This window comes from Acinetobacter sp. UBA6720, assembly GCF_002454215.1.
Lineage (GTDB): Bacteria > Pseudomonadota > Gammaproteobacteria > Pseudomonadales > Moraxellaceae > Acinetobacter.
In genome coordinates this window covers 1-22,295 of the sequence record NZ_DKIK01000117.1, presented here as the reverse complement: position 1 = coordinate 22,295, position 22,295 = coordinate 1, and the positions used below count along the sequence as shown (strand labels likewise).

20 protein-coding genes are annotated in these 22,295 nt (G+C 41.2%); 9 read left to right on the top strand and 11 right to left on the bottom strand.

Annotated features, from left to right (window positions below):
* Nucleotides 1–69: 69 nt before the first annotated feature.
* From B4F08_RS10130 to B4F08_RS10090, 9 genes are all read right to left on the bottom strand, one after another.
* The gene (locus B4F08_RS10130) at nucleotides 70–1,221 is read right to left on the bottom strand and encodes a glycerate kinase (protein ID WP_291374299.1); all 1,152 of its coding nucleotides are present in this window, start codon (nucleotides 1,219–1,221) and stop codon (nucleotides 70–72) included.
* 110 nt (nucleotides 1,222–1,331) lie between these two features.
* Nucleotides 1,332–1,904 (bottom strand): HdeD family acid-resistance protein, encoded by a 573-nt coding sequence (locus B4F08_RS10125; protein ID WP_086209975.1) that lies wholly within the window; start codon nucleotides 1,902–1,904, stop codon nucleotides 1,332–1,334.
* Nucleotides 1,905–2,022: 118 nt separating this feature from the next.
* A complete protein-coding gene (locus B4F08_RS10120; RefSeq protein ID WP_291374298.1) occupies nucleotides 2,023–2,781 on the bottom strand; it encodes a hypothetical protein in 759 nt (252 codons plus the stop codon).
* Nucleotides 2,782–2,849: 68 nt separating this feature from the next.
* Complete coding sequence (locus B4F08_RS10115; RefSeq protein WP_110975001.1) at nucleotides 2,850–3,854, bottom strand: NYN domain-containing protein; 1,005 nt, start codon at nucleotides 3,852–3,854, stop codon at nucleotides 2,850–2,852.
* 105 nt (nucleotides 3,855–3,959) lie between these two features.
* Nucleotides 3,960–6,602, bottom strand: coding sequence for a type I DNA topoisomerase (gene topA / locus B4F08_RS10110; RefSeq protein ID WP_110975002.1), 2,643 nt, complete (start codon nucleotides 6,600–6,602; stop codon nucleotides 3,960–3,962).
* A 36-nt stretch (nucleotides 6,603–6,638) separates the two neighbouring features.
* Complete coding sequence (locus B4F08_RS10105) at nucleotides 6,639–7,088, bottom strand: ammonium transporter (protein ID WP_086209979.1); 450 nt, start codon at nucleotides 7,086–7,088, stop codon at nucleotides 6,639–6,641.
* A 70-nt stretch (nucleotides 7,089–7,158) separates the two neighbouring features.
* Nucleotides 7,159–8,148, bottom strand: a complete 990-nt coding sequence (locus B4F08_RS10100) for a hypothetical protein (RefSeq protein WP_291374297.1) — start codon at nucleotides 8,146–8,148, stop codon at nucleotides 7,159–7,161.
* A 64-nt stretch (nucleotides 8,149–8,212) separates the two neighbouring features.
* A complete protein-coding gene (locus tag B4F08_RS10095; RefSeq protein ID WP_291374296.1) occupies nucleotides 8,213–9,028 on the bottom strand; it encodes a hypothetical protein in 816 nt (271 codons plus the stop codon).
* A 12-nt stretch (nucleotides 9,029–9,040) separates the two neighbouring features.
* Entirely contained in the window at nucleotides 9,041–9,286 is a 246-nt protein-coding gene (locus B4F08_RS10090; RefSeq protein WP_004692513.1) for a SlyX family protein, read from the bottom strand.
* 35 nt (nucleotides 9,287–9,321) lie between these two features.
* On the opposite strand from B4F08_RS10090, the gene B4F08_RS10085 reads away from it, so the two are divergent.
* The 4 genes from B4F08_RS10085 (at nucleotide 9,322) to B4F08_RS10070 (ending at nucleotide 13,603) form a co-directional block, all read left to right on the top strand.
* Nucleotides 9,322–11,223: an ATP-binding cassette domain-containing protein gene (locus B4F08_RS10085; RefSeq protein WP_110975005.1), complete on the top strand. Its 1,902-nt coding sequence runs from the start codon at nucleotides 9,322–9,324 to the stop codon at nucleotides 11,221–11,223.
* Between the two features lie 163 nt (nucleotides 11,224–11,386).
* Nucleotides 11,387–11,899 carry an FUSC family protein gene (locus B4F08_RS10080; protein WP_291374295.1) on the top strand — a complete coding sequence of 171 codons (513 nt, stop codon included), beginning with the start codon at nucleotides 11,387–11,389 and terminating at the stop codon, nucleotides 11,897–11,899.
* Between the two features lie 208 nt (nucleotides 11,900–12,107).
* On the top strand, nucleotides 12,108–12,335 hold the full coding sequence (locus tag B4F08_RS10075; RefSeq protein WP_228147004.1) for a hypothetical protein: 228 nt from the start codon (nucleotides 12,108–12,110) through the stop codon (nucleotides 12,333–12,335).
* A 320-nt stretch (nucleotides 12,336–12,655) separates the two neighbouring features.
* Nucleotides 12,656–13,603: a lauroyl acyltransferase gene (locus B4F08_RS10070; RefSeq protein WP_291374294.1), complete on the top strand. Its 948-nt coding sequence runs from the start codon at nucleotides 12,656–12,658 to the stop codon at nucleotides 13,601–13,603.
* Nucleotides 13,604–13,881: 278 nt separating this feature from the next.
* Here B4F08_RS10070 and B4F08_RS10065 read toward each other — a convergent pair whose 3' ends face one another.
* Nucleotides 13,882–14,991 (bottom strand): endonuclease/exonuclease/phosphatase family protein, encoded by a 1,110-nt coding sequence (locus B4F08_RS10065; RefSeq protein WP_291374293.1) that lies wholly within the window; start codon nucleotides 14,989–14,991, stop codon nucleotides 13,882–13,884.
* Nucleotides 14,992–15,176: 185 nt separating this feature from the next.
* On the opposite strand from B4F08_RS10065, the gene asd reads away from it, so the two are divergent.
* The 5 genes from asd (at nucleotide 15,177) to truA (ending at nucleotide 21,028) form a co-directional block, all read left to right on the top strand.
* Nucleotides 15,177–16,295, top strand: a complete 1,119-nt coding sequence (gene asd, locus B4F08_RS10060) for an aspartate-semialdehyde dehydrogenase (RefSeq protein ID WP_086209987.1) — start codon at nucleotides 15,177–15,179, stop codon at nucleotides 16,293–16,295.
* A 140-nt stretch (nucleotides 16,296–16,435) separates the two neighbouring features.
* Entirely contained in the window at nucleotides 16,436–17,824 is a 1,389-nt protein-coding gene (locus B4F08_RS10055; RefSeq protein WP_291374292.1) for a type IV pilus assembly protein FimV, read from the top strand.
* Between the two features lie 65 nt (nucleotides 17,825–17,889).
* Nucleotides 17,890–19,200: a hypothetical protein gene (locus tag B4F08_RS10050; protein ID WP_291374291.1), complete on the top strand. Its 1,311-nt coding sequence runs from the start codon at nucleotides 17,890–17,892 to the stop codon at nucleotides 19,198–19,200.
* A gap of 49 nt (nucleotides 19,201–19,249) precedes the next feature.
* On the top strand, nucleotides 19,250–20,218 hold the full coding sequence (locus B4F08_RS10045; protein ID WP_291374290.1) for an asparaginase domain-containing protein: 969 nt from the start codon (nucleotides 19,250–19,252) through the stop codon (nucleotides 20,216–20,218).
* 12 nt (nucleotides 20,219–20,230) lie between these two features.
* Nucleotides 20,231–21,028 (top strand): tRNA pseudouridine(38-40) synthase TruA, encoded by a 798-nt coding sequence (gene truA, locus B4F08_RS10040; protein WP_005400860.1) that lies wholly within the window; start codon nucleotides 20,231–20,233, stop codon nucleotides 21,026–21,028.
* Nucleotides 21,029–21,114: 86 nt separating this feature from the next.
* On the opposite strand, the gene B4F08_RS10035 is transcribed toward truA, so the two are convergent.
* Nucleotides 21,115–22,122: an AraC family transcriptional regulator gene (locus B4F08_RS10035; RefSeq protein ID WP_086209992.1), complete on the bottom strand. Its 1,008-nt coding sequence runs from the start codon at nucleotides 22,120–22,122 to the stop codon at nucleotides 21,115–21,117.
* Nucleotides 22,123–22,295 lie beyond the last annotated feature (173 nt).

Genomic DNA, 22,295 nt, shown 5'->3' with positions numbered 1-22,295 from the left:
CAGAAATACATCTTCAAATTTAGGCCAAGGCCTTATGCTCGAATCAATTACCGACTCAAATATTTTAAATCAAGCTTGCTCAACATGATTTAAAAGCAAAAGTCGAGTGATGTCCTCACAGCTGTTTTGCAAATGCTGTTCTGCATTTTTCAATGCTGTAGCTAAATCACAGTCGGATTCATTGATCGAAACAATTTGACTAAAACCTTCATCAAATAATGACTCAATATCCTCTCCAACACGTCCAGCAAAGGCAATCACTGGTTTATTCAACTGTTTGGCTAACTGAGCCACTGCCCACGGCGTTTTGCCAAACTTGGTTTGGAAGTCGATACTGCCCTCACCAGTGAAGACATAATCAGCTTGCTTTATTTTCTCAGCCAGTTGGGTTTGCTCAATCACCCACGTCGCACCTGACTGAATCTTAGCACCTGTGAATGCCATTAAGCCAAAGCCTAGTCCACCTGCGGCCCCTGCCCCTGCAACATTACGTATCTGCATATTCAGCTGTGTTTCCACCACATGTGCAAAGTGACTCAAGTTTTGATCTAACTGCTCAACCATCTCTGCACTCGCCCCTTTTTGCGGGCCAAATACATATGACGCACCCTGTGCTCCACACAGCGGATTAGTGACATCGGAGGCAATCAAAACTTGAACCCCTTGCAAACGTGGGTCTAAAGCCTGCATCTCGATCCGTTCAATCTCTTGTAAATGACCACCACCAACGGCCAGTTCAGCCCCTTGTACATCTAAAAACCTGATTCCAAGCGCTTGAGCCATGCCACTGCCTGCATCATTGGTGACACTGCCTCCGAGTGCCAAAATAATTTTTGACACACCTGCGTCCAAGGCATGCCGAATCATTTGCCCCGTTCCCAAAGTTGTGGTTAGGAGTGGATTCCGTTGCGTAGATTCAAGCAGATGAATCCCATTGGCTTTGGCCATTTCAATAACAGCCGTTTGCCCACCATCAAATAAACCCCAATACGTTTTAATTCGTTGTGATGGCAATGGCCCTGTTACCTCACATTCGACTTTTTGACCCGCTAATGATGTGAGTAAGGCATCAACCGTACCTTCACCACCATCTGCCATGGGTACATGTATACATACCGCATCAGGGATTATTTTTTGAATCCCACGTTGCATAGCTGTACAGGCCTGCTCCGCAGTCATGCTTTCTTTAAATGAATCGGGCGCAAGTACAAAAGTTTTCATCGTGTGAAATATTCCATAAATTATATTTGCCAGCTCTCAAACTTAAATAAAAAGAGTGTTGAAATATAAAAAGAGTGCTAAAGCACTCTTTTTTTGTTCAGATTAATCATTTAGGCATCTGCTGAACTTTTCGGGACTTCTCTTTTGATATAAGAAGCTAAAGAAAGATAGTTAATCCCTTGGAATAAAATATCGAATGCTAAAAATAATCCCAACACCCAAAATGGAGCATCTGGGGTAGTTAAAATCATAATCCCAGCGATTAGGGTTAAAATACCTGAAAAAAGTGTCCAGCCCCAGCCTTGGAATGTACGAAATAGTATCGCATTAAAAATACGAATCACGCCTGCAATGACCAGGAATACGGCCAAAATACTGGTCAATACAACGGCTGTTTTGACTGGTGTTGTGAAAGCATAATAACCCGCAACCCAATACAACACACCAAACAGCGCCCATAACCAGCGAAAACCACCCTCAAAAATCTTAAAAGCCGCAATCAAATGCAGAACACCGCCTAACATCATCAATACACCAAAGATAAAGACTGCAGATAAAGTCGCGAGAGGTAGCGATGCAAAAAGGATTAAACCAAACAAGACCAATAAAATCCCTAAGCCCAGATACCACTTACGGTTTTCATGCAGTTGATGGCGAACTAAATCATTACCTACTGTTTTCATATTCTTCTCAAGTCTGATTTCGTTCATTTAGTTTTAACATGTTTTTCAACAGACTTGTAGGCATGAATTTATCCACATAAGCACACTGGATTGTGGATAAATTCGACATTATCCACAGTTACTTTTTCCAGCCAATTTCTATCGCGGTGATCTCATTCACCAAGGTATCATCAATCGTTTCTGGCATTTTACTTTGTGTTTGCGAAGTTGGTATGTGTCCAGCCATAAGCTCAGCTTTCGCTTGTGGGAACAAGGGCTGCTGATTTGGATATGCATAACCTACAGGATACATCGGTTGCCCAGTAGCTAAGTCATATTTATCACTGGCACCAAAGGCATGTAAAAGCTCATGTGCAAGCACCACTTTGTTTTGCTCTGTTTGCTTGGTCGATGCAAATAAATTCACTGAACCAATACGCCCTTTTTGCAAAGCTGTTGAGTGTTTCAGTTCTTTGGTCAGTGCAGGGTCATAATAGTTCAAATACAAAGTAACAGCTGGTGCGCCATCTGAACCTTGATGATTTTTCCACGCATAATAACGGAACTTTAAACTCCACATTACAGTATCCAACAAGCTCGCCTGCTCAGGTACTTTAGGTGGTAACTGCTTGAGCTCGCGTCCAAGTTGGAAATAAATTGAAATCGGCTGGCCACGATATTGTGCTGACATCTGCTCTAAATAGCCTTGTACCCCTTGTAAGTTTCCAAGGTTCAGTTGCTGAATATATTGCTGAGTTGTAGCCTGTCCATCTGCATTCACTGGATGGAGTAATACAATAATGGGCTTGCTCCAATCTTGATTTTGATCCCGATAAGCATTCAAAGCAACCACCAATAAAATCAGCAACAAGATTAAAATACGAATTTTTTTCCACATATCCCCAAAATCCAATTTTCTTAATCACTTATCTAAAAATACCAACTGATTTAGTACGCCAATAAAATCTAAAGCAAAACTCTATTAATTTTTACAAACTTATTATTATCTAATTCTTTAAACTCAAGCCAGCCAGAATGTATTGATTCTACAGCTTCTTCATAATTTCTAATATTTAAATCAGAATTTTTCAAATATTTAATAATATCAGACATCTGAACCCAACCATCATCTACTGAGTAATTATTAATTGCCTTTTGCACTAGGCGAATAAATGTACTAAAACTACTTTTCCTTAAATACATTTGGCTTCCATTCATTTTAGTCTCAAAAATACCTAAAGCTTTAACTAAACTAGATAATTTATCAAAACCATAATTTCTAGTATCAAAATCAGGTTTCACAGCATTAATATAACCACCTACTAACCCTAAATACGCCCAGCCACTATCATCCGAATTATCTTTAACTGCTTTATAAATCAAGTTTAAGGTTGCCCGATCAACTGTTTCTGGAATAATTCTTTCTTTTGGTTGGATTGCTGCTTTTTGATCAGTTGCTTTCAAGGTTTCTACTATTTTTTTGGCCGTAGATTCAGAAAGGAACTCATCTTCAATATTTTTAAGATCGCTACCCACAATTAAATTTTCAACATAAATAAATTTATCGCATGCCTTCTTAAATGCTTCTGGTGTTTTCTTTTTTCCAAAGCCATAAACACTTAAACCATTTTCACGAATCCGAGATGCTAAAGGCGTAAAGTCACTATCACTGGAGACGATACAAAATCCATCCAAAGCCCCTGCATAAAGTAAATCCATTGCATCAATAATTAGGATCATATCCGTAGCATCTTTACCTTTTGTATAGGCAAACTGCTGAACTGGTGTAATTGCATGTGGTAAAAGCACTTCACGCCAATTTTTTAGAGTTTCACTACTCCAATCTCCGTATACGCGCTTTACGCTAGCAATACCATATTTAGCTACTTCTTCAAGTACTGATGGAATTGCACTAATTGATGAATTATCAGCATCAATTAATACGGCAAACTTTTTTGTTTGTATGTCCACGTATACCCCAATATGCTATTTTTTATAAATTATGATTAAAGGATTGTGACATAAAAAATGCCCACCAAAGTGAGCATTTCTTGATTATTTCTAAGCAATTAAAACTTAAGCTTCAACCCATTTTCCATCATTGAACACCAATGACCATTTGGTTTGCTTGCCTTCAGGCGTTTCAGAGCCAATATATTGCGCTTGATTCTTACGACTAAACTTCACAAGTGTTGGATTGCCTTCTGGATCAACATCAGGTGCTTGCAAAATAAACTGATACTTTGGATCAAGCTGATCAGCCACCGTACGCAATTCAGCAACCTTCGGAGCACGTGTTTCACGTACTTTCGGGAACTTACTTGCAGCTAAGAACAGACCCGCCGCACCATCACGCAGGACAAAAAAGTCATCGTGTTTGGTCGAGCGTAAGTGTTCCATCTTAATCGGGTCGACACGCGGAGGTGCAGGTTGACCACTTTTCAGTACTTTACGCGTGTTATCACAGCTGTTACAAGCAAAGTAAGGACCAAAACGCCCTGTCTTTAACTGCATTTCGCCATCACACTTATCACATGGAATGGTTGGGCCATCATAGCCTTTGATTTTGAACTCACCTTCTTCAAGCTCAAAACCAGCACAATCAGGGTTATTACCACAGATATGTAATTTACGACCACCATCAATCACATAGCTGTCCATTGCGGTTTCACAAATCGGGCAACGCTTTTTCGACATCAAGTCTGCTGTTTCTGCTGCATCATCGTCCGAGAGTGCTGCAAGTGATTCAACTGGTGTTAAGTTCAACGTACCTTTACAACGTTCTTTCGGTGGCAAGTTATAACCTGAACACCCTAAGAACACACCTGTAGTTCCTGTACGAATCTGCATAGGACGGTCACATTCTTTACAGTGAACGGCTTCGACTTCAACAGGTTGGTTACGGCGCATACCGCCCTCACCTTGAGCATTGGTCAGTCGGTTTTTGAAATCACCATAAAAACTGTCAAGCAACTCTTTCCAATTACGCTCACCATCTGCCACTTTATCCAACTGACCTTCTAGATCCGCGGTAAAGTCATAATTCATGAGGTTATTGAAACTTTCATCCAAACGATCTGTAACAATCTCACCCATTTTTTCTGCATATAGACGGCGGTTTTCTAGTTTGACATAACCACGATCTTGAATGGTTGAGATAATCGCCGCATACGTTGATGGACGGCCAATCCCTTTCTTCTCAAGCTCTTTCACCAGTGACGCTTCGGTAAAGCGTGCAGGTGGCTTGGTAAAGTGTTGCGATGGATCTAGTTTTTCAAGTTTGAGGATTTCACCCACTTTGACCGCTGGCAATAACACATCGTCATCTGACTTGTTTTGACCACGGACTTTGGTGAAACCATCAAATACCAGTGTGCGACCTTTGGCTTTAAGTTCAACACCGTTTGCATCGACTAAAATAGTGGATGACAGGTATTCTGCTGGGGTCATTTGACACGCGACGAATTGACGCCAGATCAGGTCATACAACCGCTGAGCATCACGCTCCACACCCACTAAACTGTCACCTTTTAAAGCCACATTTGATGGACGAATCGCTTCATGGGCTTCTTGTGCACCCGCTTTGTTACCATAGCGGTTCGGCTTAGCAGGCAGATACTTTGCCCCAAACTCTGTCTCAATATGATGACGCACCATATTCACCGCATCGTCGCTCAAAAAGGTCGAGTCGGTACGCATGTAGGTAATAAAACCCGCCTCATACAAACGCTGCGCCAACATCATGGTTTTCTTCACTGAGAAACCCAGACGTGTACTCGCGGCTTGTTGTAAAGTCGAGGTGATATACGGCGCACTCGGATTGACCTTGGTCGGTTTATCCTCACGTGCTGACACTTTGTAATCTGCGTCTTTAATGAGCTTCAGTAAAGCATCGGTATCGGCTTTATTGCGTAATTTTAGGGTTTTACCCGCTTGCTTGACCGCCTCTAAACGAATGTCATCCGTCTGTGATTTGGTATCTGCAAAAACTTGCCAATATTCTTCTGGGACGAACGCACGAATTTCACGTTCACGTTCAACCACCAGTTTCACGGCAACAGACTGAACACGACCAGCAGACAAACCGCGAGCAATTTTTTCCCAAAGTAATGGGGAAATCATAAAGCCAACAACGCGGTCTAAGAAACGACGGGCCTGTTGCGCATTGACTTTATCAATATCAAGACGTGCTGGATGTTTAAAAGCTTCTTGAATGGCATTTTTGGTAATTTCATTAAAAACGACACGTTGGTAACGAGAGTCCGCACCACCAATGACCTCTTTAAGATGCCATGCAATGGCCTCTCCCTCACGGTCCAAGTCCGTTGCGAGATAAACCTCGTCAACCTGCGAAGCAAGCTTTTTCAGTTCAGCAACCACATGCTCTTTGCCTGGAAGCACTTCATAATGAGCTTTCCAGTCATGTTCAGGGTCAACCCCCATACGATTGACCAAGGCATTCTGTGCTTTTTCAGCTTTCTGAGCATCGGTCAGTTTGGTTCGTGTCGCTGGCTTTTTTTCTGCAGTCTTACTTGAGCCACCCGTCGGTAAATCACGAACGTGACCAACGGAAGACTTCACAATGTAATTCGAGCCTAAATATTTATTGATTGTTTTCGCTTTTGCAGGCGACTCCACAATTACTAAAGCACGTTTTTTCCCAGCCTCAGGAGAATCTGCTGTAGTACTTTTGGATGTGGAGCGAGGAGCTTTCGCCATATTAACCGTTAATCCTGTTTCAATGGGTCTGTAAAATTAAAGTTCAGCCAAAGACTGTAAATATGCTTTCATGGCATCTAACTGGGTTGCTCTTAAGTCAGAATGTTCATCCCAATAGATTCCCACGCAGTTTGCTTGCATATCAATAGCATAAATACCCTTTAATTCAATGGGTAAATGTTTAAACTTGTCATCACCTGTAATGAGCTCAAGCTGCTGATCAACAACACGAGCACGCATTAAAGGTAGGCGTGCATCTGGAATCAGGACACTGTAGTACGCCACCATACTGGCACGGTTCTCCGATGCCATCGGTATTTTCGTCCATTCAGGTGCCGCAACTAAACGTGGGTGCAAGCCCATCTTGCGTGCTTTTTCTCGCATCTCCCCCAAAGCTTTTTCTCTTGGACTCACACGAAGTCCAAAAATCGAGCCGAGAACGAACAAGATAATAAATCCAGCAACCCAAATTCCAATATTTTCCATAGCACAACCTTTTTATTCCTTTATTAGAGTTGCATAAGCACAATATAAAACGCAAGTTTGAACGATAAAATTAATTTAAGAACATTTCATGACTATATAAAACTTCATGTCCATTCCAATAAATATAGCCTTTATCAAGCAACTCTTTCAGTAACATACGTACATCTGACTTCGGAAACATTTGCTCAAGCAAATCACGGAGTGCATAAATATCTTTAGGTTTATTGGTTTTGAGCTCACGCAATTTGCGTGCGACCTCAAGCTGTACGGGGTCAATTTGAGCAAAATTTTTAAACAACGCTTGTTGTGCTGACAAAGTTTCCACAACAGGTTCAACAGTATCACTCTCATCATCTTTTTTTAATTGCTGCAATACCTGTTGTAACGTTTTCGGTTCAGTAGCCGAGTCTTGTTTTTCGATATTCAATGCCAACCATTGTTTCAATACTTTTTTGCGGAAACTGATTTGCTCATCATAACGCTTCACAATTTTTAGGTTGATCAGCATACCGACCACTCGTTGGGTCTTTTCAGGTACGAGTTGCAAAATATTACTAATTGAGTTTTTTAAACCATCCAGTGTGGTTGGTTTACCTGACATTTTGCCCAAAGCATCACAATATTTTTTGACCATTTTCAAGTAGGGCTGGTTTTGAATAGTCTCTAAACTTGGAATCAGTCCTTTTACCGTTTGCAAGTCTGTCTGAATTTGGATCAAATGACAACTGATCTGAGAAGACTGCATCAATGCCAACAATAGCTCGGCTGTACTGACAGCAGAAATAAGTTCAACATGCGTCTCAGGTTCAAGTAAAGCCATTAACTGCCCCACAACAACCGCATATTCATATTCTTTTTGTTCGGCTTTTGGCGTTTCTAATACCACCACTTGACCGCTACTGATCCAACTTGCCAATTCAGTTAAATCGGACAATGCATATTCAAATTGACCTTGGCAATTAAACAAATACACAGTTGGATAGTGCTCCATTATTTCGCGCAAAAGCTTTGCCGTAGGAACATTATTTTCAAGATCAAGAAGTACAACTTTTGAAGTCATAGGGCCATTTTTATGGGATACACCAGAAAGCACGTATTAGAGTCGGAACTGCATCAAAGGTCAATTATTTTGGCTCAATTTTTATAACAATGTTATTGCTGTAAATTACAGCCTTATTAAAATTGTCTGTTTCTTTAGAGATAACTAGATAACCTTCTTTTGTTTTAAAAAGTAAAATACTTGGAACAGGCTTGATCTTTTCATCTCCCATTTTTAGATAAACCCAATGTCTAGCATCTGCTTTTTTGAGATTTTCAATATATTTTTCAGCAGTTGTGCCAAATAAAACAATCCACTTTAACCAAACAATTAGCAAACCCAAAGCGACAACTATCCAAAAACTACCCTTTTCATAATGTTTATACCCTTCTTCTATTTGGTATGTATTTTTAATCTGATTTTGCTCCGTTTTCGAGTGTCGATCCAAATATTTGAAAAGTTTAGTAACTATATCTAAAAACCAAATACATGATTTATAAAGCCAATCATTTAACATCCAATTTACAACAACTAAAATTGCTACAATTGGCATTAATAATGATTGCAAAAGCAACAATACCAAACCGTTAAAAAATTTTAGTAAAATTAAATATAAAAAATGAAAAATGCCCAAAATAAAATTAAATGCTTTTGGAAAAAACTCAAAAAAAATAAAGAGTATTATAAAAACACTTACACTATACCCTATGAGACCAGAGTGATTTACAATTAAAAATTGTACTAATAAGCTATAAAAATCAATATCTAAAATAGATATATTGTATTTTAGGCCTTTAGTGAAAGAATCAAAAAATATTAGGCCACTCAACGTTATAGAAACGATAAGAAATGTTGCAAAACAAGTAATGTGACCAATTGCTTCACTAAACTTTTTCAGCATATCTCATCCTTTCTAGTAATGTGGCGGACGATCGGCCATCGGGTCAAATGTCGCAATTCCATCAGACAAATCTGAAGATTCAACACGTTGATACAAAATTTGCATTTGTTTTTTTAAATCAGCAATTTCTAGCCCTTGAATCACCAATTGTTCATTGAGTTGTTCAACTAAATCATCTAAAAATGCAATTCGGACTTGCAAATCTTCAATGGGTGCGGACAATGGCGCTTGATTATCAATATTTTGTTGTTTAGACACTTCAAGTCCTCATTTGAGATTTTTCAGGAAACATTATGGCCTATATTACTTTAAGGGATGTCCAACTTGCGTTTGGTGGACCTGCCTTGCTCGACGGCGCGAACTTTTCATTGGAACGCGGTGAACGAGTGTGTTTAATTGGTCGTAATGGTGAGGGTAAGTCTACTTTACTTAAACTGATCGAGGGAAGTTTATTAGCCGATTCTGGCGAAGTTTCTCTACAAAACGGCATCACCATTTCCATGTTGGCACAAGACGTACCGATGGATTCGGGCAAAGTGGCGGATATCGTGGCAGACGGCGCAGGTGAAGCTGCGGATGTACTCAGAGCATATCATGAAGCCAGTGATGCTTGTGTGCTCGGAGACATGGAAGCGTGTGATCGCATGGGTAACCTACAACACAAACTAGATCAGTTGGATGGCTGGGCTTTAGAAACCAAAGTCAATTCTATTTTAAGTAAAATGGGCCTAGACCCAGATGCTGATTTGGCCGATTTATCGGGTGGTCGTAAGCGTCGTGTGCTGCTTGCTCGTGCACTCCTTACCCAACCCGATGTATTATTACTAGACGAACCAACCAACCATTTGGACGTTGAAAGTATTGAATGGCTCGAAAAGTTTTTACTCGATCAAAATAATTTAACTTTACTGTTCATCTCACATGACCGCTCATTTGTGGATAGCATTGCCACTCGAATTGTTGAACTCGACCGCGGCACTCTGCGCAGCTATGAAGGTAACTACTCACGTTACCTCGAACTGAAAGCACAGCAAATGGAAGCAGAAGAAAAGCAGAATGCACTGTTTGATAAACGCTTAGCTGAAGAAGAAGTTTGGATTCGCCAAGGCATTAAAGCCCGTCGTACGCGTAACGAAGGCCGTGTTCGTGCCTTAAAAGCACTGCGTGAAGAGTCGAAAGCCCGTCGCTTCCAGCAAGGCAAAGTCAGCATGGCGACCCAAGAGGCCAATCGCTCAGGTAAAGTCGTCTTTGAAATTGAGAATTTAAGCGTTCGCTTTGGCAATGATGCACCTATCATCAACGACTTCTCAGCATTGGTGTTACGTGGTGATCGGATTGGTCTGGTAGGTGACAACGGTGTCGGTAAAACCACCCTCATTAAAGCCATTTTAGGTGAGCAACAACACACGGGTACTGTGAAAACCGGTACACAATTGGAAGTGGCTTACTTCGACCAATTACGTAATGCTCTCGACCTTGAAAAATCAGTCAAAGATAACGTATCAGAAGGCTCTGACCATGTCGATGTGAATGGAAACCGTCGTCATATCTACAGCTATTTACAAGATTTCTTGTTCTCACCAGAACGTGCACGCACACCAGTCAAAGCCCTTTCAGGTGGTGAGCGTAACCGTATTCTTTTAGCAAAATTACTACTTAAACCCTCTAACTTAATTGTGATGGACGAACCGACCAATGACTTGGATATGGTGACACTTGAGCTGTTAGAGGAAATGTTGTCCGACTACAAAGGCACCTTACTGCTTATTTCACATGACCGCGCATTTATGGACAATGTCGTGACATCAACGTGGGTGTTTGATGGTAAAGGCAATATTGACGAATATATTGGCGGTTACCAAGACTATTTACAGCAACGCCCAGACCAAACTGTAGTGGATCAGAAAAGTGCGGTGAAAAAGGCTGTGGCAAAAGCCGAAGCTGAGGCAGAGCCTGCGGCATCAAAGAAAGTAAAACTTAGCTATAAAGATCAACGCGCACTCGAACAACTGCCTGCTGAAATGGAAGCATTGGAAAAAGAACAAGTGGAAATTAATGCTGTATTGGCAGATGGTTCACTCTTTATCTCCGATGCAGACAAAGCACTTAAACTGTCTAATCGTTTGAGCGAAATTGATGACTTATTGCTTGAAAAACTTGAACGTTGGGAAGAGCTAGACAACCTAACGAAGTAATTTATTTTTTCTTCAAAAACGCTGCTGAACGCAGCGTTTTTTTATCGAAAAATATATCTACAAATAAAGATCAGATACGAAAATTTAAGTTAGACCCAAGAATTCGCCTTATAATTCAGCACAGTTCTTCAACTTTATTTATCTATCTGGTTTTTGCATGATAATGAACCGAAACCACCTGAGCAATGCACTCTATCTTTTTAAAATACTTGCATGTGCAGTCGTCATTGTCATTTTAGCGCTCTGTTTTGATAGTAATAAAGATACCAATTTCTTTCTATGGGCATCATTGACAGCCTTTTTAACCATTCAAATGGACTCAGGTAAAAAGATTAATTTTAACCAGTTGATAGGGAATTTTATTGGCTCTGCTGTCGGCATCCTGATCTGGCTCGCCATGGATCACTCTGCATTTATTCATAATTTTAGTATTAATTTAGAATATCTTTTTTTAATTACAGGCATTTTTATGACCAGTTTAGTTTGCGTTCTTTTTAGAGAAGGAGCCTATACAGGCATTGCATTATCGAGTTTCTTAATTGTGACGATTTATGATGTCGGGCATCGCACCATAGACGGTGCGCTACTCCGGATTGTTTATTGTTTCATTGGTTGTAGCATTGCATATCTAATTGAGAAATTTTCTGTTTTTCTATTTAAAACCAGCTACAAATAAAGCTGAATGTCCAAAACACCCAAACAACATTAAAATTAATGATTTCTTAAAAAAACGAGATACTTACCATAATACTGAAAGCTTACAATTATTCATTTCAATCGCACTATTTTTCTCTACATTGGCTCCATGATCTTTCCATACAAATCCTTGAATATATACCTATCGAATCTAATCAGATATCGAAACACTCAAAGAGAGAATGATCATGAAAAAAGTAGCATCAATTGTATTAGCAGCATTTACTACCGCAATTTTTGCAGGTTCTGCAATGGCCGCAACTTCTGCACCAAATGAAACTCACAAAGCCACAGAACAAAAAGTAGCCACCCATCAAATCCACAAGAAACAGCAAACAGATCATGCAAAAAAACAGCACGTGGCTAAAACGACAACCAAAAAAGTAGAGGGCCAAACTTCCGCTGCTAAATCATAATCTTCATGAATTCTTTATTCCCTCATTAGTCATTAAAGGCTACTCACGATGTAGCCTTTAATATTGATTCCCTTCCCGACCCATTTCTTCGTTGTTTTAATTTCTATTTTGAAATCTTATAAATTTCTTTTATAATCATAATCTTAGTTAATAAAAATAAATTCTATCAGTACACCTGTCTTTTCAAAACCCACCTATCTAAGTCTCTAAACAATGATTATCCGCAATATTGAATGGCGATGGCGTCGAGCACAGCTTGTCCCTTCATACATGCTTCATGCTAAACTCAGAACATTCTTTTTCAGCACTTATCGCAATTTATGAGTTCTCAGCCAGACTATCAACCCGGTGAATTTCAATGGTCTTTCCTGCAACCTAAATATTGGGGTATCTGGATTGGTATTGTATTCCTTATGATACTGGCAATTCTGCCTTGGGCAATTCAACACCGACTGGCCACCCTCTTAGGCAACCTCAGTTTTAAGTTTCTCAAATCGCGCCAAGACACCACCATTCGTAATCTCGAAGTCTGCTTTCCTGAATGGTCTACCCAAGAAGTGCGTGAAAATGCACGTTTAGTTTTTGTCGACCAAATGCTGGGCGTATTTGAAACGTTGAATGCATGGTATAGCCCAAAATGGTTTACTGGTCGTGTCAGTATTGAAGGTTTAGAGCACATTGAAAAAGCACAAGCAGAAGGTAAAGGTGCACTGCTTTTAGGGACCCATTCGACTTTGCTTGATGCAGGCGGTTACCTTTGTGCACAGTATTTTGAGCCAGATGTGGTCTATCGCCCACAAAATAATCCACTGTTGGATATGCTGATTTACCGCTGCCGTTCCACCATTTACGCAAACCAAATCGACCATGATGACATGCGCGGTTTGGTTCGCAACTTAAAAAATGGCCATGCCATTTGGTACAGTCCAGACCAAGACTTTGGTTTAAAACAAGGCGTGATGGCACCCTTCTTTGGTGTTCCTGCAGCAACGGTTACGGCACATCGTCGCTTATTGAAAATGACCAAGGCTGCGGCTATTCCATTGTATTTTTATCGTGATGGGGACATTCGAAACCCACACTATAAAGTGCTGATTGAACCTGCGGTCGAAAACCTACCTAGCGAAGACGAGCTGGATGACGCAACGCGAGTGAATCAAATTATTGAAAATCAACTCCGCATTGCTCCGACTCAATATATGTGGTTTCACCGCCGCTTTAAAACGCGTCCAAAAGGTTATGAGAAGATTTATTCTAAGAAACGCTAAATATAAAAAGTCATCACCCGAGTTCTGCGTCCTGCAAAACTCGGGTACATGAGGCTGTGCTTTCAATGTTATTCTTGTTTTATTCGGTGGCGTTCCATACCCACATCATATCCATGATGATTTCCATCAGCGTCAACTTCCATACTGGGATGATCCATTCCCGCTCCATGTGCTGATGAGCTTAGAATAAAGCCATACCGAGTGACTCACCATTCGTCAGGTTCCCAAATCCCTGTAAGCCATATCTTACACTGATGAAATCCAAGCACCTGATGTGTTTATTGGTAATCTTTGGCAATTTCATCTGTAACCTGCTTACCTTCTCGTTCTGCTTTCTCAATTCCTTCTTCGATCGCCTCCTGCGCCTCTTGCTCATCGGCTTCGGTCTGTTCCAGCTCTTCTTGTACTTGCTCAAACACCCGACCTGTTTGCAGTACTACATATACGGGGAAATGATCTGAACCAATATGGGGTAAACGCTGCATCTGTACTAAAGCAAAATCCTTACTGTGGAAAACATGATCCAGTGACCAGCGCAGTAAAGGATAGTCAGCATGAAAAGTATTGACGAAATGCCGTCCAACTCTGGGGTCTAGCAGCCCACTAATCCGTTGAAAAAGGCGTGTGGTACGCGACCATGCCACGTCATTCAAATCCCCCATTACAATGCAACTCTCATCCAAATCTTTAATCTGATCACCAACAATCAACAATTCAGCATCACGTAAAGTGGAGTCTTTGGCTTCGGTCGGACTCGGTGGTTTCGGATGTAAGCAATATAGCTGTACTGGCTGACCTGACCTTAGAATGGCTGTGGCATGAATTGAAGGAATTTCATCGCTTAAAATAAACTTAACGTCAATATTTTCAAGCACTAAACGACTATATAAGTGCATGCCATACAAGTTATCCAAAGGCACTGCAACCCGATAGGGATAGTCATTTTCCAGTTCACCCAAGGCTTGTTCCCAATGTCCATCTGACTCTAAAGTCAAAATCAAGTCAGGTTGATGCTGATGAATCTGTTGCAGTAATAAATGGTATTGAGTATTGGGCGTCAGTACATTCGATACAATTAAAGAAATCTGGCGTTCTGGCTGTAACTCTGTTTTGGCAACCGTTTTAACCTGCTTTTTCCATACAAAGGTATAAGGCAACACCATTTTGAGTTGGTACGCCACTGCCGCAATTAATCCCAGAAAAATGACTTCACGTACCCAATTCCAAGGTGCATCCCAAAGCAACATCAAAATAAATGCAATCAGTCCCAATACCAAAATCTGGAGCCGTGGAAAATCTGCACCACGAAACCACCATTCATCACGTGGAATCAGTGACCAGAAGCTTAACCAAATCACAATACATGCCAGCAACTCAACCCAGATCATAAGCAACAACTCTTATATTCTTAATTTTTTGTAGATTCATAAATTAATATCAATTTTGCATGTAACATAAACAAGATATATTGCACAATATAATTGCTGTTTTCATTGTGTAGTGCTTGCAGTTAAGCGCTCTTTTGATACACTCGAATCCCCTTTTAATTTTTAACGCACCGAGGCAAAGTGACATGAAAGTAGGTCTGGTCGGTTGGCGCGGGATGGTTGGTTCCGTCCTTATGCAACGTATGGTTGAAGAGAATGATTTTGCTCATTTTGAGCCATTTTACTTCTCTACCAGTAATGCTGGCGGTGAAGCGCCTGCGTTTGGCGGTAAAACTGCCCCAGCACTTATGGATGCATCAGACATTAACAGTCTGAAGCAAATGGATGTCATTATTACCTGCCAAGGTGGCGACTATACCTCAGAAGTTTTCCCGAAGCTTAAAGCGGAAAACTGGACAGGTTATTGGATTGATGCAGCATCTACACTGCGTATGGAAGATGAAGCCATCATCGTACTTGACCCTGTCAACATGAACGTCATTAAAGATGGTTTAGTGAACGGCACCAAAACATTCGTGGGCGGTAACTGTACTGTTTCACTGATGTTGATGGGCTTAGGTGGTTTATTCCAAAACAATTTAGTGGAATGGGCAACCTCGATGACTTATCAAGCAGCGTCAGGTGCTGGTGCGCAAAACATGCGTGAACTGATCTCTGGTATGGGCTATTTGTACAACAACACCAAAGATTTGTTAGATGACCCACGCTCTCCAATTCTAGACATCGACTCTAAAATTGCGGAATTACAACGTGGCGAAGGTTTCCCTTCTGCTAACTTTGGCGTGCCATTAGCAGGCTCACTCATTCCTTATATCGACAAACAATTAGACAGCGGTCAGTCGAAAGAAGAATGGAAAGGTCAAGTTGAAACCAACAAGATCTTGGGCAACCAGCAAATCGTTCCGATTGACGGTCATTGTGTACGTATTGGCGCGATGCGTTGTCACTCTCAAGCTTTAACCTTAAAGCTGAAGAAAGACGTGCCACTCGATGAAATCGAAGATATGTTACGTCGCGCGAACCAATGGGCAAAAGTGGTTCCAAATACCCGTGAAGCGTCTATGACGGACTTAACACCTGTAGCGGTAACAGGCACATTAACAGTTCCTGTTGGCCGTCTACGTAAATTGAATATGGGCAAAGAGTACTTAGGTGCTTTCACTGTCGGCGATCAATTGCTTTGGGGAGCTGCAGAGCCCTTACGTCGTATGCTCCGCATCCTGATTGACTACAAAAATACTTAAGCATTTACCGCTAAAGTATTAAGCCGATCACACTTGATCGGCTTTTTTTTGTAACCCCGATGTTAACGTTTTACAAATAACACACAACTCGCTAATCTATAATTTTCGCTTTGCGATCTGTGACCGAGCTAAAGATTAAGATGACCGTAAATAACAAATTAAAGATAGCCATTTTAGCCATTATTGCTTCGCAAAATGTGAATGCGATCACTGTCGATCCTATTCAAATTCAGTCTGCACCTGGGGAACTGTTATATGCAGAATTGAACTTTCACGATGCCGATCCAAATACTCCCATTCAAGCCAGTCTAGCCAGCGCAGAAGATTTAATGTCTCTGGGTGTCATGCATCAACCGCCCAGTAATCTGAACTTTTTTACCCGTCGTACCAGTGCCAGTACAGGTGTGATTACAATTACCTCATCTCGCCCATTGACTGATGCAGAACTCAACATTGTGGTCAAAATCAAAGAAGGTAATGCGGCACGACTGCAACATATTAAAACAGCCAATAAACGCTCGACATCACTTCAAGCACGCGCAAATAATAATGAAAAAGCGTTAAAACCTATGGTGATCGTCAATGAAAAAGATATTGCGTTGAACTTACCAGTTAGCACACAGTTTAATAATTTAAAAACAGCAACAGCAGCAACGACAAGCAATACACCGTTGAAGCTCAATGGTCATACACCACCGAGCATGAGTACCACTACAACACCAACACAGGTCATCTCAACAGCTACGACACAAATCGCGACAATTGCACAAGCGCCAACCCAACACATTGAAACCACCACACAAAACAAGAAATCGTCAGATCCTTTGGTGCAAAAGTATGCCAACTCTCTTAAAAAAGCGGAAGCACCGATAGCAACACAAGCTAGCCCTCAACCTGTACCCAATTCAACTCAGGCATCAAGATCTGTACCCTCTACAGCTCAAACATCGAAAACGGTCACACCCAAAGTGGCTGTGACATCAAGCACACCTGCCCACATTGTTCAATCTAATGAATCCTTATGGGGAATTGCATCGCGTATTGCCACAGAACAAAATCGTCCTGTTGGTGAAGTCATGCAACAAATTAAATCCAAGAATGAACATGCATTTATTCAGGGGGATATAAACCGTTTACGTCGTGGTGCAAATCTTAATTTAACGGGTCTACAAACAGCAAAAACAGAGCAAAAAGTCTCCGTTTCTTCACTGCCAAAACATAGCTCACAGCAATCAGGCAAAGCCAAGTATCGCCTCAATCAAGCGGAAATGAGTTTGGTTGCAGAGAAAGAGCAAGATTCAAACAATGGTTCTGCCAAGAAGTCGACAGAAAAAAATCAAACATCGAACGAGTTGTCATTAAAAGTTATGACATCCCGTGAAAAAACCGTTAAATTACAGAGAAACGTAACGCAATTAGAACTGGCACTTAATCAGAAAGATCAGAGAATTCAATTACTAAACGCTCGTCTTGCACAATTGCAACAACAATTGAAAGCACAACAAACTGATAAAAAGCCAACACACTAAAGTGTTATTTTGATTATTTGATTTTGGATGAACTTGCACAACGACAAGTTCGAAAGGGGTAAAACATGCTGATTTATGTGATTCCATTTATCTTACTATTGGTTGTTGCCATAGTCTTAAAAAAGCGTGAGGCGAGTAAAGAAGCAGAGCCAAAAACTCAAAAAGCAGTGGCTGCAAAAAATAAAGCCAAAAAAAATAGCCCGTCTAAAAAAACACCTCAACAAACTCAAGTCGTTGAAGATGTGGTCACTAAAAAAGCCACAACACCTCTTGCAACCGATCTCCGCAATAAAATTGAAGGGCAAATTCGTGATCGCAATTTCTTTTCAGCTGAAGCGCAGATTAACCAAGCATTAAATAAAGACAATTCACAACACGAATTATATTTACTGCTATTGGATATTCACTTACTACAAAAAGATGAATTTGCAATTAGCCAATTGCTGAATCATTTACGCTCTCTGAAACTATATGATATTTTGACGCAAGCAGAAGCCAAAAAATCAGATTATGAACAGTTAAATCAAACAAATACTCCTGACACAATTCAGTTTAAATCAGTTGATATCGTAGCACCTGCATCCCAAAGACCTGTTGTTGAAGCACCAAATACTGCTGATTTCGATGCGCTAATGTCATCAGACAGCACAACAGTGCCTCCTGCACAAAGTATTACCGTTGAACCAGTTCAAGACATTAAACCACTAGATTTTGATACCTCAGCATTCACAACCACAACAACTCAACCCGAACCAGAAACACGTATTGAAGTACCTACTTTAGAATTTGATACTTCCAGCCTAAACACCATAGCAACTGAACCATCTCAACCAATTGGGGAAATTAAGCCCCTTGATTTTGATTCGTTGTCATTGGCCCCCACCCCTGCTCAAACAGAACTTCCTACAGAAGATATCAAACCTTTAGATTTTTCGTTCAATCTCGATGCGCCTTCTACAACAACTGAAGCTGAAACTTCGTTGATTGCGACACCAGATGAGCGTCCTGAATTTACATTTGATTTTTCAAACCAACCCACAACTGAAGCGACAACAGATATTCCTCCTGTTTCTTTCGACACTGTTAGCCCAAATGCAGCAATAGTAGACGAAACACCTGCAGTTATTACGCCAAGCCTCAGTTTTAGTCTTGAGTCTACGATACCTAGCCATAAGACTGAAAGTGATCCTCTAGTACAATCTTTCCCTCAACTGAACGAAGTCAATGAAATACACTTAAACCTTGAATTGGCTGAGCAATACATTCAACTTGGCGCTTTCGAAGCTGCACGTGAAATTTTGGTTGAACAAGAACCAAATTACTCTACGGAGCAACGTCAACAAGTAGAACAGTTGCTGAGTCGCATAGCATCCTAAGCCATTTCGTTTTAAACTAAAGCAGTCATCACCGACTGCTTTTTTTATAATGAAAAAAATTGCGCTTATTTATATGGGTGGAACCTTTGGCTGTATTGGTGAACCTTTACAACCCATGCCTGCCGAAGACTTTATTCCCAAACTTAGCCATGTCTTGCCGATTCATCTCGACATAGAATGTTTTGTTGCACCTGTCATTAAGGACAGTAGTGCATGCACAGCCTCTGATTGGTTATTGTTGATTCAACAGATCCAGCATTTACAGTTGCAGCAGTTCCAACATTTTGTCGTGATTCACGGCACAGACACCTTAAGCTATGCCAGCGCTGTGGCAGCACACTTTATCGCTGACTCAGCTCGTGTGATTTTCACAGGTAGTCAGTACCCATTACTCAATGTACAAGGAACTGACACTCGTGAATTTAGTGATGCCATCAACAATTTGAATTTTGCCTTAGATGCCGTAGTGAAATACCCTATCGGCGTTTATTTAGCATTCCATCAACATTTGTTTCATGCCCAAACCGCTATAAAACGACACACCACTGAACTAGATGCCTTTAGTGGTCTGCCTGCTGAACAATCTATTTCGCACAATTTAAAAGCACATATTGTACAAACACGTGATGTAGAACAATCACAACAGTTCAACTGTCTTAATCTAATGATGCAACCTGTTGGCTTAGAACAGCAAATGCAGAACTTAAGAAACCTCTTAGCGGCCCCACCCCACTTTCTCATTCTACAAGGTTTTGGGACGGGTAATTTAGCCGTGAATGCCGAGTTGACTGCGCTTTTCGATGACCTTTACGCACAAGGCTGTGTTGTTATCTTAAGCACCCAAGTTCCTTTCGGCCGCACTGATCAGCGCTATGCCGTTGCCGCGTGGACAACCCAAGCCAAAATAATTGTCAGTGATTGCCTCGGGCATGCAGATCTGTATGCCAAAGCCCTCAAAATGTATTTACAATACCCCACCGCTGAAGCACGCTTCAGCCATTGGCATGATTTGGGTTAATTTGAGGTACATATGCAACGTTTTGCGATCGGCATTGAATTTTGTGGAACACATTATCGTGGCTGGCAAACTCAGCAAACTGGCGTGATCAGCGTACAAGAGACGATTGAAAAGGTGCTTTCGAAAATTGCCAATGAACCGATTAGTCTACATGGTGCAGGCCGTACCGATGCTGGCGTTCATGCAACCAATATGGTGGCGCATTTTGATAGCTCCGCGCTTCGCTCCGAACGTGGCTGGCTAATGGGCAGCAATAGCCAACTCCCCAAAGATATCTCGATCCAATGGATCAAAGCGATGGATCAAGACTTTCATGCGCGCTTTAAAGCACAAGCACGTCGTTATCGTTATGTGGTCTATAACCATCCGCAGCGACCTGCCCTGATGCATAAACAAGTCACGCATGCTTATTATGCACTAGATGTGGCGAAGATGATGCAAGCTGCGCAAAAGTTTGAAGGCACGCATAACTTTGAAAGCTTTCGTGCTGCAGCATGCCAGTCTAATCAACCTGTACGCCATGTGAGCCATTGTCGCTTAATTCAACATGGTCCATATCTAGTGCTCGACATTCAGGCTGATGGCTTCTTACACCATATGGTCCGCAATATCATGGGCTGCTTACTAGAAATCGGGCAAGGTATGTATGAAGTCGAACATATTGAGGCTATTTTCGCAGCAGAAGACCGTAAAGCTGCTGGCATTACTGCGCCTCCTGATGGACTATATTTTATTCATGCCGACTATCCTGCACAGTTTGAATTACCTAAACAGCCCCTTGGACCGCATTGGCTGAATATGCCAGAATAATTTATTTTTCAATCTCTCCCTAGTCGCTCCTTTTTCAAAGGACATGAGACTCCTCCCTTGATAAAAGGGAGCTTAGGAAGAATTGTTTAACGCTGCTTCCGCTTGCGATATTCCACTGGGGTTTCATTGGTCCAGCGTTTAAACGCACGATAAAAGGTACTTGGCTCTGAAAAACCAGTCAAATATACAATACGTTCTACACTTTCAGCCGTATTGGCCAAGAGCTTTTTCGCCAAACGACAACGGTAATCGGACAAAATCTGTTGAAAGCTAGTATTGGCTTCAGAAAGCTGAGTCCGTAAACGCCTTGGGGTAATACTGAGCTGAGAAGCCACCGTTTCCAATGTGGTCTCCCCGCTCTCAAGAGTTGAACCAATGGCCCGACGCACTTCACCAACCAAGTCATAACGTGCTAATTCTTGAAGTTTTTCAATCGCTAACTGCTCATGCAGTTGCAACAGTTCGGGCTCTGCCTGCCACAAGGGATAAGCCAAAATACTTGGATCAAAATATAAACGCGTTTCTTTTTGCCCCAAACTTACTGGGCATTCATACACCCGAAAATACTCATCATCGGATGCGCCTTTCGTGAAATTAAAATCAATATAGATCGGCTCAAAACGCCCTTCCGTAATGAATTTAAAGAAACGCAAGATACCTGACATTGCACATTCAGAAAAATGTCGATTGACTAAATTTTCAGCCCAAGGCTGTTCACCGTTAGTCAAATAACACCGGTCATCCTCAATCACCAATTTGGCATGAAACGCATCACTAATCAGACGTTGATAAGCCAATGCACGCTTTAAACCTTCACCAAAATTTTCAGATGAAATAAATAAATGTTCAATTACTTGACCACGGTATAAAGGTAGATTTTCTCCCAAATGTAGACCGATATCAGGATCGCGGCTCACCTCTTCAGCCGCCACCCAAAAAGCATATTGAGCGTTCAAAGGCGTACGGTCATTGGTTTCAACTTGGTTTAAAGCCACACCCGCCTTTGTTAAAATTTCTTCTGTTGGCAACCCTGAACGACGAATCGCTTGGTAGCCTAATCGCAATACAACCGATGCATCCGTTAGCTGACCCACGCTAGAACCTTCCTTGTATGTTCTTCATTTATACATAAAACATTAAAATTAGATTAACTTCGATTGACCAAACTGACAACAACTTATGCAGTTTTTTTGTTGAAAATCTTTATTACTCTTGTTCGCTTATTTTACTGACAGATGATCATGCAACCGCCCATTCCGCCTTGTTT